The 16,365-nt window shown below is 74.0% G+C and carries 11 protein-coding genes and 1 pseudogene; 6 read left to right on the forward strand and 6 right to left on the reverse strand.

The features are described 5' to 3' along the window. Positions 1–75: 75 nt before the first annotated feature. The 6 genes from AB0E24_RS41590 (at position 76) to AB0E24_RS41615 (ending at position 10,793) form a co-directional block, all read left to right on the forward strand. On the forward strand, positions 76–5,700 hold the full coding sequence (locus AB0E24_RS41590) for a type I polyketide synthase (protein WP_435865385.1): 5,625 nt from the start codon (positions 76–78) through the stop codon (positions 5,698–5,700). A gap of 160 nt (positions 5,701–5,860) precedes the next feature. Next, entirely contained in the window at positions 5,861–6,739 is an 879-nt protein-coding gene (gene dpgB / locus AB0E24_RS41595) for an enoyl-CoA-hydratase DpgB (protein ID WP_231981126.1), read from the forward strand. After that, positions 6,736–8,088 carry a (3,5-dihydroxyphenyl)acetyl-CoA 1,2-dioxygenase DpgC gene (dpgC, locus tag AB0E24_RS41600; RefSeq protein ID WP_147967794.1) on the forward strand — a complete coding sequence of 451 codons (1,353 nt, stop codon included), beginning with the start codon at positions 6,736–6,738 and terminating at the stop codon, positions 8,086–8,088. Before dpgB ends, dpgC begins: the two co-directional genes overlap by 4 nt. Then, positions 8,085–9,392 (forward strand): aminotransferase-like domain-containing protein, encoded by a 1,308-nt coding sequence (locus AB0E24_RS41605; protein WP_102936210.1) that lies wholly within the window; start codon positions 8,085–8,087, stop codon positions 9,390–9,392. Before dpgC ends, AB0E24_RS41605 begins: the two co-directional genes overlap by 4 nt. Further along, positions 9,389–9,616 carry a hypothetical protein gene (locus AB0E24_RS41610; RefSeq protein ID WP_359384928.1) on the forward strand — a complete coding sequence of 76 codons (228 nt, stop codon included), beginning with the start codon at positions 9,389–9,391 and terminating at the stop codon, positions 9,614–9,616. Before AB0E24_RS41605 ends, AB0E24_RS41610 begins: the two co-directional genes overlap by 4 nt. A 28-nt stretch (positions 9,617–9,644) precedes the next feature. After that, positions 9,645–10,793: a glycine amidinotransferase gene (locus AB0E24_RS41615; RefSeq protein WP_359384930.1), complete on the forward strand. Its 1,149-nt coding sequence runs from the start codon at positions 9,645–9,647 to the stop codon at positions 10,791–10,793. Here the strand turns inward: AB0E24_RS41615 and AB0E24_RS41620 are convergent. The 6 genes and pseudogenes from AB0E24_RS41620 to AB0E24_RS41645 form a co-directional block, all read right to left on the reverse strand. Then, the gene (locus AB0E24_RS41620; RefSeq protein WP_359384932.1) at positions 10,781–11,779 is read right to left on the reverse strand and encodes an LnmK family bifunctional acyltransferase/decarboxylase; all 999 of its coding nucleotides are present in this window, start codon (positions 11,777–11,779) and stop codon (positions 10,781–10,783) included. The genes AB0E24_RS41615 and AB0E24_RS41620 overlap by 13 nt on opposite strands. Positions 11,780–11,822: 43 nt before the next feature. Then, positions 11,823–12,092, reverse strand: coding sequence for an acyl carrier protein (locus AB0E24_RS41625; RefSeq protein WP_269462930.1), 270 nt, complete (start codon positions 12,090–12,092; stop codon positions 11,823–11,825). Positions 12,093–12,116: 24 nt separating this feature from the next. Then, positions 12,117–13,169: pseudogene (gene dmpG / locus AB0E24_RS41630) on the reverse strand (4-hydroxy-2-oxovalerate aldolase); the annotation flags it as partial. Then, positions 13,166–14,113, reverse strand: coding sequence for an acetylating acetaldehyde dehydrogenase (locus AB0E24_RS41635; RefSeq protein ID WP_359384934.1), 948 nt, complete (start codon positions 14,111–14,113; stop codon positions 13,166–13,168). The gene AB0E24_RS41635 and the pseudogene dmpG, both read right to left, overlap by 4 nt. A 56-nt stretch (positions 14,114–14,169) precedes the next feature. Continuing rightward, complete coding sequence (locus AB0E24_RS41640; protein WP_069868581.1) at positions 14,170–14,958, reverse strand: 2-keto-4-pentenoate hydratase; 789 nt, start codon at positions 14,956–14,958, stop codon at positions 14,170–14,172. A gap of 38 nt (positions 14,959–14,996) precedes the next feature. Continuing rightward, positions 14,997–15,983, reverse strand: coding sequence for a class I SAM-dependent methyltransferase (locus AB0E24_RS41645; protein ID WP_069868579.1), 987 nt, complete (start codon positions 15,981–15,983; stop codon positions 14,997–14,999). Positions 15,984–16,365: the final 382 nt, after the last annotated feature.

Genomic DNA, 16,365 nt, shown 5'->3' on the forward strand with positions numbered 1-16,365 from the left:
TTGGCGGGGGTGTTGTCGTCGTTGGAGGGTGGGGTGTCGGGGGTGGTGCATGCGGCGGGTGTGTTGGATGACGTGATGGTGGAGTCGTTGAGTGCCGAGCGGTTGGCGGGGGTGCTGGCGGCGAAGGTGACAGGTGCCTGGAACCTGCATCAGCTCACCCTCGGCCACGACGTTCAGTCATTCGTGGTGTTCTCTTCCGCGGCTGGTGTGTTGGGGGCGGCGGGGCAGGCGAACTACGCGGCGGGGAACGCGTTCCTGGATGCCCTGGCGGCGTTTCGTCGGTCGCGTGGGTTGCCGGGTGTGTCGGTTGCCTGGGGGTTGTGGGAACAGCGTTCGGTGATGACCGAAGGACTGGACGACATCGACCTCACCCGCATCGCCCGCACCGGATTCCAGGAACTTTCCACCGAGGATGGCCTGGAACTGTTCGACCGCGCGACCGAGTCTCCCGAGAGCCTCCTCCTGGCCGCCCGCCTCGACCCCCGCGCCCTCGGCACGGCCGACCCGAACGCTCCTGTGCACCCCATGCTGCGCACCCTTGTCCGACGGCCCGTGGCCCCCCGCCGCCGAGCCCTCGCCGCACCGGAGGCCGGTCCGGAGGCCGGTACCGAGGCCGACGGGCCGACCGCGCTGCGGCGGCGACTGCTCGCCCAGCGGCCGGACGACCGCCGGAACACGGTGCTCGATCTCGTACGCACCCGGGTCTCGGCCGTCCTCGGCCACGACGACCTGGGCGCCGTCGCACCGGATCTGGCGTTCAAGGACCTCGGACTGGACTCCCTGACGGCCGTCGACCTCCGTAACCGGCTCAGCACCGCGACCGGACTGCGACTGCCCGCCACACTCGCGTTCGACCATCCGAGCAGCAGCGCCCTCGCCGGGCACCTCCTCACGGAGATCCTCGGCCCGGACGCCCTTGCTGCGCACGCCCTCGGGGCGGAAGGCGAGGTCCTCCCGGCCACCACCGACCCGGGGCCCGCCGACGCCACCGGCAGCCCCGACGACCACGACCTGATCGCCATCGTCGGCATGGCCTGCCGCTACCCCGGCGGCGTCACCACCCCCGAGGACCTGTGGCGGCTCGTCACCTCCGGCGGGGACGCGATCGGCGGACTGCCCACCGACCGTGGCTGGGACCTCGACGCTCTGCACGACCCCGACCCGGACGCACCTGGCCGGACCTATGTCCGCGAGGGCGGATTCCTCTATGACGCGGGCCGCTTCGACGCGGAGTTCTTCGGTGTCTCGCCCGTCGAGGCGCTGGCCATGGACCCGCAGCAGCGCCTGCTCCTGGAGACCAGCTGGGAAGCGGTCGAGCGGGCCGGGATCGTCCCGGCCGCGCTGCGCGGCAGCCGGACCGGTGTGTTCGTCGGCTCCCACTACCAGGAGTACGGCCCCCGCCTGCACGAGGCCGGCCAGGGCGCCGAGGGGCATCTGCTCACCGGCACCGCCGGCAGCGTCGTGTCCGGGCGGGTCGCCTACGTCCTCGGCCTCGAAGGGCCCGCGGTCACCGTGGACACCGCGTGCTCGTCCTCCCTCGTGGCCCTGCACATGGCCGTACGGTCGCTGCGCACCGGCGAGTGCGACCTCGCCCTGGCCGGAGGCGTCGCCGTGATGCCCGGACCCGGCGCCCTGATCGGCTTCAGCCGGCAGCGCGGCCTGGCCGCCGACGCACGCTGCAAGGCGTTCTCCGAGGACGCCGACGGCACCTCCCTGGCCGAAGGCGCGGGCGTCCTGCTGGTCGAGCGCCTGTCGGACGCCCGCCGCAACGGGCACCGCGTCCTGGGCGTCGTACGTGGTACGGCGACGAACCAGGACGGCGCCTCCAACGGGCTGTCGGCCCCGAACGGACCCGCTCAGCAGCGCGTCATCCGCGCCGCCCTCGCGGATGCCCGGCTCGGCCCCGCGGACGTGGACGCCGTGGAGGCGCACGGCACCGGGACCAGGCTCGGCGACCCGATCGAGGCCCAGGCCGTACTGGCGACGTACGGACAGGACCGCGGCGGCGCACGACAGCCGCTGTGGCTCGGCTCGATCAAGGCGAACATCGGGCACACCCAGGCCGCGGCCGGAGTGGCCGGCGTCATCAAGATGGTGCAGGCGCTGGAACACGGCGTACTGCCCGCCTCACTGCACCTCCGCCGCCCCTCGGAGCACGTCGACTGGTCCAGCGGTGACGTCGCACTGCTGCGGGAGCCCGTGGCCTGGCCCGCGGCGGACCGGCCGCGGCGCGCCGGCGTCTCCTCGTTCGGCATCAGCGGCACCAACGCGCACGTCATCGTCGAAGAGGCTCCGCCCGCGGACGGGATGGTCGAAGAGGCTCCGCCCGAGGACGGGGCGGCCCCGGCGCCCTCGCCCTCCCAGGCCGGGACGACCGTGCCGTGGATCGTCTCCGCGCGGTCCGCGGACGCCCTGCGGGACCAGGCCCGCCAGCTGCTCATCCACCTGCGGCACGGGCGGCACGTGGTGCGCACCGGCGTGCCCGCCGACGCGGCGGACGTCGCGACGGCCCTGGCGACCCAGCGGTCGGTGTTCGAGCACCGGGCCGCCGTGCTCGGCGAGCGGCAGGAGGACCTCACCACGGGGCTCGCCGCGCTGGCCGTCGGCCGGCCCGCGCCGCGCCTGGTGACCGGCACCGCCACCACCGGCAGGACGGCCGTGCTCTTCACCGGCCAGGGCAGCCAGCGCGTCGGCATGGGGCGCACGCTGCACGCGGCCTACCCCGTCTTCGCCGACGCCTTCGATGCGGCCTGCGCCCACTTCGACGCGCTTCTGCCCGGACGACCGGCCGTGCGTGACGTCGTGCTGGGCGAGCACGAGGGTGCGGAACGCGAGCTGTCCCGCACCCTGTACGCCCAGTGCGGGCTGTTCGCCGTGGAGACCGCGCTCTACCGGCTCGTCGAGTCCTGGGGCGTACGGCCCGACGCCGTGGCCGGGCACTCCATCGGTGAGGTCGTCGCCGCGCATGTCGCCGGTGTGCTCACGCTCCCCGACGCCTGCGCGCTCGTCGCGGCGCGCGGCCGGCTCATCCAGGAGCTGCCGGACGGCGGCGTCATGGTGGCCGTCCGGGCCGCCGAGGCCGATGTCCTGCCGCTGCTGGCCGACCACCAGGGCGCGGTGGGCGTGGCCGCCGTCAACGGGCCCGAGGCCGTCGTCCTCTCGGGCACGCGCGACGCCGTCGAGAGGGTCGTCGCCGTACTGCGCGAACGCGGCGCCGAGACGAAGCGGCTCGATGTGTCGCACGCCTTCCACTCGCCGCTCATGGAACCCGTACTCACCGCGTTCCGGGACGAGGTGAGCCGACTGGCCTTCGCCGCGCCCGAACTGCTCGTGATGTCCCATCTGACCGGCGAGCCGCTGCCCGCGGACCGGCCGTGCGGTGCCGACCACTGGGTGCGGCACATACGGGAACCGGTCCGGTTCGGCGACGGTGTGACCGCGCTCGCCGCCCAGGGGGTCACCACCTTCCTGGAACTCGGCCCGGACGGAGTGTTGTCGGCCCTCGGCCAGGACTGCGCGCCCGACGCGGAGTTCCTGCCCTCGCTGCACGCGGACGCCGACGAGACGGCGTCCCTGACCGAGGCGCTCGCCCACCTGTTCGTGCGGGGCACGGACGTCGACTGGTCCGCCGTCGCCCGCGTACCCGGCCGTACGCCGCGCCCCGTACGCCTTCCGACGTACGCCTTCCAGCGCGCGGACTACTGGCTGCCCTCCACGGGTGTCGCCGCGCACCGCGACGACACCCCCGACGGCCGCCTACGCGACGCCGCGGCGCACGGTGACGACGCGGCACTCGCAGCCGAGCTGGCTCTCGGCGACGCGGAGAGCACGGCCGCGCTGCTGCCGCTGCTCGCCGCCTACCGACGCCGCCGCCGCGACGACGCGCTCGTCGACGGCTGGCGCTACCGCACCACATGGACACCGGTGGCCGTCCCGGCCGCCGAGCCGGCCGGCACCTGGCTCGTCGCCGTCCCCGAGCGGCTCGCCGCCGACCCCTGGGTCATCCGGGTCACCGAGGCGCTGTCCGCCGGAGGCGCGACTCCGGTGACCGTGCCCGTCACCCACCCCGGCGGCCTCGCCGGGGAACTCGGCGACGCGATGGCCGGTGCCGGCCCCGTCTCCGGGGTGCTGTCCCTGCTCGCCCTCGCCGCGGGAACCGACCCCGAGCACGACGCGGTGCCCCAGGGCGTGGCACTCACCCTGGCGCTGTCGCGGGCCCTGGACGAGACCGGAGTGCGCGCCCCCGTGTGGCACGCGACCAGGTCCGCCGCCGCCGTCGGCGGCGGCGAACGGGTGCGCCGGCCCGAGCAGTTCGGCGTACGGGCCCTCGGACGTGTCGCCGTCCTGGAGACGCCCGAACGGTGGGCCGGCACCGTCGATCTGCCCGAGCACCTCGACGGCTGGGTGGGCGATCGGCTCGGCGCCGTCCTGGCGCAGGGCGTCGGAGAGAGCGAGATCGCCATCCGCGGCTGGGGAGTCTTCGCCCGCCGCGTCGTCCCGGCCACCGCCCCCGTCCCGGGTTCCGCGCCCGCCGCCCCCGCCGCCCGGCCGTGGCCGTCCACCGGCACCGTCCTGATCACCGGCGGCACAGGTGCCCTCGGTCGGCAGGTCGCCCTGCGGCTGGCCCGCGCCGGTGCCGGACACCTCCTGCTCGCCTCGCGGCGCGGCCCGGCCGCCGACGGGGCCGCCGCGCTGCGCGACGAACTCAAGGCCCTCGGCGCCCAAGTCTCCCTCGCCGCCTGCGACGTCGGCGACCGCGCCGCCGTCGCCGCCCTGCTGGACGGTATCCCGGCCGAGCGGCCGCTGACCGCTGTGGTGCACACCGCGGGAGCCATCGACCACGGCCATCTCACGGAGCTGACCACGGCACGGTTCCAGGCGGTGGCACGGGCCAGGTCGCAAGGCGCCCGGCATCTGCACGACCTCACCCGGGACCGCGACCTCACCGCCTTCGTGCTGTTCTCGTCCCTCACCGGCACCGTCGGCGCCGCCGGGCAGGCCGGCTACGCGGTCGCCAACGCCCTGTTGGACGCCCTCGCCGAGGAGCGGAGCGCCGCGGGACTGCCGGTGACCTGTGTGGCCTGGGGACCGTGGGCCGACACCGGCATGGCGGACGCGGGCGGTGCGGGCGGCCGTACCGTCGGACACGGCGGTCTCACCCCGATGGAGCCCGATCTCGCCCTGCGGGCGCTGGAGCGTGCCGTGGCCGCCGGGGACAGCCGTGTCGCCGTCCTCGACGCCGACTGGCCGCGCTTCGCCGGACACCTCGCCGACGACCCCGGGGCCCGCCCCCTCGCCCGGCTCCTCGACGGTATCCCCGCTGTCCGCCAAGCGGCCACGGCCGCGGCGTCCCCGAGCCCGCACAGTCCGGAGGAGTTCGGGAAACAGCTCCAGGCCCTGGCCCCGGCAGAGCGCGAGGCGGAGCTGTTGCGCGTCGTGTGCACCCACGCCGCCGTCGTCCTCGGGCACGGCACCCCGGACGTCATCGCCCCCGGCCGTGGCTTCGTCGAGATGGGCTTCGACTCCCTCACCGCCACCCGGCTGCGCAACCGGCTTGCCGCCACCACCGGCCTCCAGGTCAGCGCCGCGACCGTCTTCGCCCACCCCACCCCGGACACCCTGGCCGCGCATCTGCTCGGCCTGTACGACGCCCCGCGCCCCCGGGAGCGCCCACGGCTGCGCCCCCGCGGCCGGGACTGACAGTGCGCCGAACGAGGGCGGACATGTCGTCAGTACCGGTTCGCGGCGGCCGAGGACGCCCGCCCCGGGCCCTCGTCGTGGGCACCACGTGCCGACTCGGGCCGCTCCCGTAACTGCGGCGAGCACTGGTGCCGTGCACGACGCCCTCATGGAGCATCACATGTACACCCAACCGGGCTTCTCGGCGCTGCTCATCAAGGACCTCGGCATCGAGCCGTCCCGCCGGCGGCTGGACATGGGGCCGGGGTCGACCATCGACGGCCCTGGTGGGCTGGTGACGGAAGGGATCGCTGCCGACATGAAGACGAAGCCTGACCGGACCGGGCTGCCCGACGGACTGGGCGTCTCCGCCCGGCTGGACGGCGGCAGTCCGCTACCCGAGCTGACCGCGATGGTGAACGCGGTGTGCGAGGAGGTGGAGGACCTGCGCGCGCGGACGGTTGTCGTCCTGTGGTTCCCGCCCGCCCCGGCCCAGCCGCGCGAGTGGCCCGGCGAGGTCTCCATCCAGGAGGTCAACCGATGGGAACGCGCGGTCCGCCGGCTGGAACGCCTCGACGTCGTCAACATCGCCGTCGCCGAGGGCACCTGCGGCGGGCCGGTCCTCGATCTGCTGCTCGCCGCGGACTTCCGTATCGGCACCCCCGATCTGACCCTCATGCTGCCGATCAACGACGGTCACTTCTGGCCGGGCATGTCGCTCTACCGCCTCGTGCACCACATCGGCCTCGCCCGAGCTCGCCGCCTTGTGCTGTGGGGCACCGACATCCCGGTGGCCGAGGCCACCGACCTCGGCATCATCGACCAGGTCAGCGGCGACCTGACGGAGGCCGTGCACGCCGCCGCCGTGCTGCGCGGCCGGCTGTCCGACCACGAGACCCGAATCCGGCGGCGCCTCCTGGAGGAAGCCGCGTCCGCCGAGTACGACGACGCGCTGGGCGCCCATCTCGCCGCTTGCGACCGCGAGTTGCGGCGGCTGCGCACCGCGGAGGGGCCGGCCGCGGACGGGCCGACCGCGCCGGAAGCGGAGGCCGCCGGATGACCGCCGTCCCCCTCGTCCCTCTCGTCCTCGAAGGCGACCTCGGGCTGGACACCGTCCTCCTCACCACGTACATCCAGGAAGGAGAGGAGCGGCTGGCCGCGCTGCCGCCCGCACCCGACCGCAGCCCGGCCGACCGGAACCGGGCCGCCGCCGTCCACGCGGCCGCCCGACGGGCCCGCCGGGCCTTCCTCGCCCGCCACACCGAGACGGTCTACGGGCTGCTCACCGATGGGCTGACCCGCTCCGTCCGACTGCCGGACCTCGTGTACCAGGCCGCCGACCGCTTCCCCGGCCTGGTGCCGACGCGTGACCAGATGGCCGCCGAACGGGCGCTCGTCCAGGCCCACAAGGAAGGCCGCGAGATCGACCAGGGACTGTTCTGCGGCGCCGTGCTGCGCTCGCCCACCGCCGGCCGGCACCTCGTCGAGACGATGCTGCGGCCCACCCCGCGTGCCCTCGCTCTCCTCGACGCCTTCCGCGCCGACGGCCGGGCCGAGCTGGACACGGTGCTCGTGACACGCCGCGGCACGGCGGCGCACGTCGAGTTCCGCAACACCGGGCGGCTCAACGCCGAGGACGAGCGGCTGATCGGCGATCTCGACACGGCCGTGGACCTGGCCCTCCTCGACGACGCGGTCACGGTCGGCGTCCTGCGCGGCGGCACCGTCGACCACCCCAAGTACCAGGGGCGGCGCGTCTTCAGCGCGGGCATCGACCTCACCGACCTGCGCGACGGGCGGATCCCGTTCGTCGAGTTCCTCCTCGGCCGCGAACTCGGCTACCTCCACAAGATCCTGCGGGGCCTGCTGACCGACCCGGAGCCCGGCGGGTGGACCGAGCGGGCCACGAGCAAACCGTGGATCGGCGCCGTCGACACCTTCGCCATCGGCGGCGGAATGCAGCTCCTCCTCGTCCTCGACCATGTCATCGCCGGGCGGAACGCCTACGTCAGCCTGCCCGCCGCCGAGGAGGGCATCGTGCCCGGCCTCGGCAACCTCCGGCTCACCCGGCACACCGGGGCCCGCCTCGCCCGCCAGGTGGTGCTCGGCGGGCGGCGCATAGCGGCGACCGACCCCGAGGCCCGGCTCGTCTGCGACGAGATCGTCCCCGCGCACGGCGTGGACGAGGCCGTCGACCGGGCCGTACGGACCCTGTCCGCGCCCGCCGTCGCCGCCAACCGGCACATGCTCACCGTCGCCGAGGAACCCCTCGACCTGTTCCGCGCCTACCTCGCCGAGTTCGCCGTCGCCCAGGCGGAACGCGCCTACGCCCCGGACGTCCTGGCCAAGGTCGAGCGCAGATGGCGGGAGCGGGAGCGGCGGCGCGCGGTGGAGAGGAGCGGGTCATGACCGCCACGCCCGACCTGTACGTGCGGGACCTGCACGGTTCGCTCCAGGACCCGGTCCTCGGCTCCATCGGTTTCCTCAACGAGGTGATGGGCCGGTACCCCGACGCCATCTCCTTCGCGCCCGGCGCCCCGCACCCGGAGTTCGTGCGGGACCTGGACACCCGGGTGCTGGCCGACCGGTTCGTCGCCCACCTCGTCGCCGACCGTGGCCTGGACCCGGCCCGCGCGGAGCGCGTCCTCTACGAGTACGGGCCCGCGCAGGGGCTGATCAACGGCCTGGTCGCCCAGGCACTCAGCGGTGACCAGGGCATCCACGCCGACCCCCGCGAGATCATCATCACCGTCGGTGCCCAGGAGGCGCTGCTGCTGACGCTCCGCGCCCTGTTCCGCCACCCCGGCGACGGTGACGTCCTCGCGGTCGTCGACCCCTGCTACGTCGGCATCACCGGCGCCGCCCGGCTGCTCGACATCCCCGTGGTGCCCATCCGGGAGGGGGCTGCCGGACTCGACATCGACGACCTCGCCGCCCGGTGCGGCGAGGCCCGACGGGAGGGCCGCCGGGTCCGTGCCTGCTACGTCGCCCCCGACTTCTCCAACCCCGGCGGCGCTCGTATGCCCCTCGGTTCGCGACACCGGCTGCTCGACCTGGCGGCCCGCGAGGATCTGCTGCTCATCGAGGACAACGCGTACGGCTTCACCGCGCCCGAGGACGACACCCTGCCCGGCCTCAAGGCCCTCGACACCCGGCGCCGCGTCATCCACGTCGGCACCTTCGCCAAGGTGGGCTTCCCCGGTGCCCGCGTCGGCTACGCGGTCGCCGACCAGCGCGTCGGGCACCCGGACGGGGAGCGGCTGCTGGCCGAGGAGCTGGCCGATCTCAAGACGATGGTCACCGTCAACACCGCACCGCTGGCCCAGGCGGTCGTCGGCGGCCTGCTGCTGGACCACGGGCGCTCCCTGACCGCGCTCGCCCGCCGCAAGGCGGAGCGCTACCGGCGCAACCTCGACTGCCTGCTCGACGCCCTGGACCGGCACTTGGCCGACGGCCTGCCGCCCGGCATCGCCTGGCACCGGCCCGCCGGCGGATTCTTCGTCCGTGTCGACCTCCCGGTCCCCGCCGACATCGACCTGCTGGAGGTGTCCGCCGCCGAGTACGGCGTGCTGTGGACGCCGATGAGCCAGTTCTCCCTCACCGGTCGCTGCGACCGGCAACTCCGGCTGTCGTGCAGCTATCTGGACCCCGACCGGATCGAGACGGGCGTCCGGCGGCTCGCGACCTTTCTCCGGAAGGAGGCGGTGGCATGAAGGGCGGAACAACCCACACCTCGGCACCCCACCTCACGGAGCGGTCCGGGCCCTTCGAGCAGCCCGCCGGGGACGTCGGGTCCGGCGGCCCGCTGCCACCCGCCGGGGACTCCGACAGCGCGTCGCCACCCGCCGCCGACCGTGACCGAGAACGGTTCCCCGACGCCCCCGACCGCCGCGACAGGACCGTTCGCGGAGTCCACCGCCCGCCCGTCACCTGGTGACGGCCACCGACCCGAAAGGCCCCCGCCGATGCGCCTGAACAGCTACGATGACTTCACCCCGCTGAAGGAGGTCGTCCTCGGCTCCGCGGACGGCTACCTCGACCGCGTCCGTGACATGTCCTTCGACATGTTCATCAGCGACAACCTCTCCGGCGCCCGCGGCTACTACCCCTCCCTCTCCACCTGGCGGGACAGCGAGGAGCGCCGTGAGCGCAACTCCCCGCACCGGCTCGCGATGAAGGAGCGGTTCCTCGGCGAACTCGTCGAGGACGTCGAGGGCCTCGCCGCCCAGCTGACCGCGCTCGGGGTCACCGTGCACCGCCCCCGGCAGCCCGACCCCGGCCTCACCCGGGTCGCCACCCCTGCCTTCGAAGCCACCGTCACGCCGCCGCTCAACGTCCGCGACAACACCCTCGTCCTCGGTGACGAGATCATCGAGACCCCGCCCATGCTGCGCGACCGCTACTTCGAGACGCAGTTCCTCAAGCCGGTCTTCCAGGACTACTTCCGGCAGGGCGCCCGCTGGACGACCATGCCGCGCCCCATGATGACCGACCACTCCTTCGACCCGGCCAACGTGGCCCATGCCGCCCCGAACATCGAAGTCCCCCTCGATCCCCGGGACTCGCTCTACGACGTCGGCCTGGAACTCATGATCGACGGCGCCAACTGCCTGCGCCTGGGCCGCGACCTGATCGTCAACGTATCCAACGCCAACCACGCGCTGGCCCACGACTGGCTGGAACGCCACCTCGACGGGCGGTTCCGTGTGCACCGCATGGACCGGCTCACCCAGAGCCACATCGACAGCGTCGTCGTCCCGCTGCGCCCCGGCACCCTGCTGCTGCGTGACCCGGGCGTCATCGACTACCTGCCGAAGGCCCTGCGCGGCTGGGACACCATCGTGCCGCCGCCGCCCGGCATCGACGACTATCCGCAGTACGAGAACGGCGACCCGATCCCGGCCAGCCCGTACATCGACCTGAACGTGCTCTCCGTGGACGAGCGCACCGTCCTGGTCAACGACGCCTGCAAGACGCTCATCGCCACCCTGGAGCGGCACGGCTTCGACGCCGTCCCGGTCCGGCACCGGCACCGGCGGATCTTCGGCGGCGGTTTCCACTGCTTCACCCTGGACACCGTGCGCACCGGCGGCGCCGAGGACTACCTCGCCTGACCGTCCCCCGCGGCGTCGCCGTCCGGGCCGGTCTCGATGGACGCCACCGCCAGCAGCCGCCCGGAGGCCGCGTCCCGCAGTGCCATGTCGGCGATCTCCGCGCCGGGCCGCTCGGACCCGGCGCCGCGCCAGCGCCGCACCTCGATCCGGAGCATGGTACCGGGGTCCGCGTTGCCGAAGAAGCCGATCCGCTCGTCCACCACGCGACGGCGGAGGAACTGCTCGTCGGACCGGCCCAGCGAGCGCCACGACCGCAACAGGGCGGTGTCGAAGATGGCGAAGTAGGCGGCGAAGTACACCAGGCCCGCGCCGTTCAGGTCCCGGACGGTGTCGAGTTCGTAACCGCAGCTGAAGCCGGGGCCCGCCGGAGCGAAGCCGGGCGGGGGAACGGCGTGGAAGGTGCCGGCCTCCCGGGCCCGGCCGACGGGGGAGCGCGGTGAGTGGGCGTTCGGCAGCCGGGGCAGATGCCGGTGGGCGAAGCCTGGCGGGGCCGTCCGCGCGAGGCTCTCGTTGCTGCCGGGGCGGGAGCGGGCGATCCAGCGGTTGAAGTTCTCCGCGTAGAGGCAGTCCGGATGGGGCCGCTCGAACACCTCCGCCGGGTCCAGCGGCCCGTCGGGCAGGTCGAGTCCGGCCGGGGCCAGCCGGTGCAGAGTGACGGCGGACTGACCGCCGTACTGGAACACGCGGGAGTCGACCCGCAGTTCGTCGCCGAAGGTGAGGCCGTGCGGATGCAGGGTGCGGCCGCCGCGCACCCGGTAGTAGTAGAACGACAGATAGGCGGGACGGCCGTCGGCGGTGCGCGCGGCGTGCACATTCGTGCCGCAGGCCGCGGCGACCGCCTCCCAGGTCCAGTCGCCGATCTGTCCGAACACCAGCGAACCGGCGCCGCACATGCCGGGCGAGACGAGGACCTCGCGGCGCAGCGAACTCGCGTCGGGCCGATGGATCCGCTGCCCCGGCACGGCCTGATGGGTCAGCTCGCTCATGTCCCGGTCACCGCCTCTGCGGTGCGGCGGGGCCGGGGCAGCGTCATGAGGCGCCCGGGGCCGGGGCGGCGGCGGTGGCGCCCGGGGCGGCCGCGCGCCGCTCGGCCACCAGGTCGGCGATGTCCGCGACGGTGTCGGCCTCCAGCAGCTCGTAGTCGTGGATCTCCACGCCGTACCGGTCGCCGAGCAGGGTCGCCAGCTCCACCGCCGCGAGCGAGTCCAGGCCGACCTGTTCCCGGCCGGCCGTCGGAACGACGTCTTCGGCCCGCATCTGAAGGTCGTCGACCAGGATGCCCTTGAGTTCCTCGTACACCTGTGGCCTTCTTTCTCGTCCCGTTCCTCGTCCCGCTCCGGCGGGCTCCTCCTTCAGGGCGAAGGCGACGTCCACGATCAGGTCCTCCTGGCCGGCCACGGCTTGCCGCCGGCCGAGTTCGAAGAACACGTCGCGCGGATCGACGCCCTGCCGTCCGGAGACGTCGAGGACCCGGTTCTTGAACCCGGAGAACACCCCGGCCAGGCCGCTGACGACGCCCACCGAGTCGATGGTCGGCGGCTTCGGCATCAGCTCGCGCTCCGCGATGTCCGCCGCGTCGAGCAGCCGGTAGACGTCGATGCCGGTACGCCAGCCCATCCGTTCCAGGACCGGGACCAGCACCTCCAGCTGGGTGTTGCCGGCCCCGGCGCCGAAGCCGCGGGCGCAGGCGTCCAGGATGTCCGCGCCCGCCTCGGCCGCGGCCACCGAGTTGGCGACCGCCATACCCAGGTTGTTGTGGCCGTGGAACATCACCGGTACGTCCACCGCGGCGCGCATCGCCGCGATCCGGGCGCTCACGTCCGACGGGAGGTAGTGGCCCGCGGAGTCCAGGATGCCGACGCCCTGCGCGCCGTATTCCACCAGCCGGGCGCACTGGTCGGCCAGTTGCGCGGGCGAGGCCATATGGCTCATCAGCAGCACGCCGTGCGCCTCGACGCCCGCCTCGCGCAGCAGGCCGAGGTGGCGCTCGGCGAGGTCGGCCTCGGTGCAGTGGGTGCCGATGCGCACCACATCCGCGCCGTGCGCCATCGCGCGCCGCAGGTCGCGCATGGTGCCCCAGCCGGGCAGCATGAACACGCCCATCCGGCTGTTGGAGAGGGCCTCGCGGACCACCGACAGCATCTCGTCGTCGCTCAGCCGTGCCCGCCCCGCTTGCAGGGACGAGGCGCCCAGGCCGTTGCCGTGCCCGACCTCGACCACCGGAACGCCCGCCGCGTCGGCCGCTTCGGCGTATCCGCGCAACTGTGCCGTGGTGAGCTGGTGGCGTACGGCGTGGTGGCCGTCGCGCAGCGTCGGGTCGTGCACGAGGACGTGCCCGCGGGTGGTGTCGTCCGTGCCGGTGGTCTGCTGGCTCATGACGTCTCCGTACCGCCGGTGGGAACGGCGAGGGTGGTGTGGCCGGGCTTTGCGGGCGGGGTGTCGGCCGGGCCGGGCCCGGAGGCGTCCGCGATCACCTCCGCGACCTGGAGCGCGGCGGAGTTGATGAGGTCGAGATTGCCCCCGTAGCGCGGAATGCGGTCGCCGCCGGCGGCGACCTCGACGGCGACGAAGGCCCGTTCGCCCTCCGCGACGCACGCCGTGACCTCGAACCCGGCGGCGTACGTCCGTACTCGGCCGGCCGCCTCCTCGGCGGCGGCGCGCACCGACTCGGGGTTGAGCTCCTGGCCCACCATCGACATCGCGACCCGGAAGGTCGCGGGGGGCCGGGCGGGACTGATGTTGAGGATCGCCTTGACGTCCTTCACACCGGTGAAGTCACGGACGGCGTCCTGGGTGGTCTCCACGTACTCGTCGAGGTTGAGCCGGGTGCCCCGGCCCACGCTCCGGCTCGCCGCGGTGGTCACCACCTCCACGTGGTCCACCCGGTGCCGGCGGGTGATGCCGTGCAGCAGCGGGATCGACGCCTGGCCGCCGCAGCTGACCATGTTGATGTCACGGTGTCCGACCGCCTCGGCGCCGTTCACCGTCGGCACCACCATGTGCCCGACCTGGCTCGGCGTCAGGTCGATGAGCGTCGTGCCGAACGGGCCGAGCAGCGCGGCGTGTTCGGCGTGCGCCATGGCGTTGGTCGCGTCGAACACCACGTCGAAGGGTTCGTCGGCCGCCAGCAGCGAGCCGATGCCGTCGGTCGCCGTTGGCAGGCCCATCGCGCTCGCCTGCCGCAGGCCCGGGGTGTCCGCGGCACGCGCCACGACGAGCCGGCAGTCCAGTGCGCGCGAGCGCGCCACCTTCGCCGCCAGGTCGATCCCGATGAGCCCGGCACCCAGCACGGCCACGGACAGTCGTCCGTTTCGTTTCATGGCTGTATCGCCTTTCCCGTCGCCCGTTCTCGCCTCGGCGAGAGCGCGCGTCGCTTCTACGCGCCGTCCACGTGCAGGGTGACGGTGCCCAGCCGGTCGAACTCCGCGGTGAAGGTGTCGCCGGGCCGCATCGGGACCGCCGCGTGCAACGCGCCCGTCATGATCAACTGGTCCCGTTCCAGGGCCACTCCGCGCTCGCCGAGGGTGTTGGCCAGCCAGGCCACGACGGCGTACGGGTCGCCGAGCGCCGCGGCTCCCGCCCCGGTGGCGATCAGCTCGCCGCCGCGTCGGAAGACCATGCCGGTCAGCCGTAGGTCGGCGCCCGCGGGTGGCGCGAGCGGGCGGCCCAGGACGACCGCGCCGTTCGACGCGAGGTCGGCGATGGTGTCGGCGAGCCGGATACGCCAGTCCTCGATCCGCGAGTCGACGATCTCCAGGCCCGCCGACACCTCCGCGACGCTCTCGCGCGCCTGCTCCACCGTGACGCCCGGGCCCTTCAGCGGGGCGCCGAGCCGGAAGACGATCTCCGCCTCCACCTTCGGCGCGATGAACGCCCCGAACGGCACATGCGCCCCGTCCGCGTACACGGTGGACGCCAGCACGGGCCCGTAGTCCGGGGTGCCGACGCCGAACATCTCCTGCATCGGCGCGGACGTCAGCCCCGCCTTGTAGCCGACGACGCGGTCGCCGTCGGCGAGCAGCAGCCGGACCAGCTCCCGCTGTACGGCGTAGCCGTCGTCCATGCCCAGGGAAGGGTCGCTGTCGGTGAACGGCGGCACGGGGACGCGCCGGGCCCGCGCCTCGTAGAGGGCGCGTGCCCGGGGCGCGGTGTCCTGGTCCGGCATCGCCGAGCGGCTCCTGTCCGACGGCGGCCCGGCCGGCGTCATCCGGCGGCCTGGAAGACGCGGCTGCCGGGCATCCGTAGCGGGGTGCTCGATACGTCGGTGAACCCGGCGCGGCGGAACGCCTCGTGCCACACCTCCGTGGGTGGCAGGTTCACCTCCATCGAGGAGGCGTGCAGATAGCTGAAGAGCGCGCTGAAGGCCCGCTCCCGCGGGTCCGGCACATACGGCACCGCGTCCGTCACGATCATGCGGCCGCCCTCCGCCAGCGACTCCCGGCAGGCGCGCAGCACCGCGTCGAGGACATCGGGCCTGGCCACCACGTCGTGCAGGACGAATCCGGCGTGCACCACGTCCGCGCCCCGCACCGGTGCCGGGTCCTCGGCGATCGACTCGATGGAGCGGTGCACCACGTCCAGCCGGTCGGCCACACCGGCCCGCCGTGCGGCCCGCAGGGCCTCGTCGCAGGCGGCGGCGCTGAGGTCGAGGGCGAGACCGGTGCTGTCGGGCAGGTCGCGCAGCAGCCGGATGAGCAGCCCGCCCGCGCCCGCCCCGAGGTCGACGACGCGGCGTGGCGCACCCGAGGTGATCTCCTGGATCACGCCCGGGTAGAAGCCCCGCGAACCGATCCACCGTGAGGACACCGCGACCTTCCGCCCGTCCCGCGCGTACTTCTCGCCCGCTGTCTCCGGATCCCGCAGGAACAGCGCCGCGTGGTCGATGTAGGGGCGGTTGGCGTTGAGCGCCCAGGACAGATAGCCGGCCCGGTAGCGGCGGTCGGCCAGATCGGCGACGGGCGTGTACGGCCCGTCCTGCGCCGCCTGTTCGACCAGGCCCGCCGAGACCAGGGCACCCAGATACGCCGCCGCGCCCGGTGCGGGCACCGCCGCGAGGTCGGTGGCCTGCCGCAGGGTGAAGGGTTCGGCACGGTCCAGTAGGTCGGACAGCCCAAGCTCCTCGGCGATCTCCAAGAGCGCCGCCTCGGCGGCGAGATCCGCGGCGGTCTCGGCGGAGTCGGTCCTGTTCATGCGTCACTCCCGAAGGTGCGAAGGGCGTATGTCTCGAAGGAGGGCGGTGCGCGCCGGGCCGCTCCGCGTCGCCAACCGTCCGCCGACGCGGTTCTGCCCGCCGGGCGGCCCGCGCCCGGCACCCGATCTGTCCAGCGCCATGATTCGGCGCCCCGCGCGGACGGGCATCCGCGACCCCCGCCGTTACGGTCGCCGCGGCCCTGGGCGGCACGCTCCACACGGGTACCCGGAGTGCCGTCGGCGCCGGGCGCGTCGCGCGGGCGGCCCGTAACTGTGGCTCCCACCGATGCCGCCACCCGCGTGGCCCAGCACGATCACAACCGTCGGAGTGGAGCCGGACACGTCGGCCGGGCCTGCCGCCGCGGACCGGACCGGCGACCGC

It is taken from the genome of Streptomyces malaysiensis subsp. malaysiensis, assembly GCF_040653035.1.
Classification (GTDB): Bacteria; Actinomycetota; Actinomycetes; order Streptomycetales; family Streptomycetaceae; genus Streptomyces; species Streptomyces malaysiensis.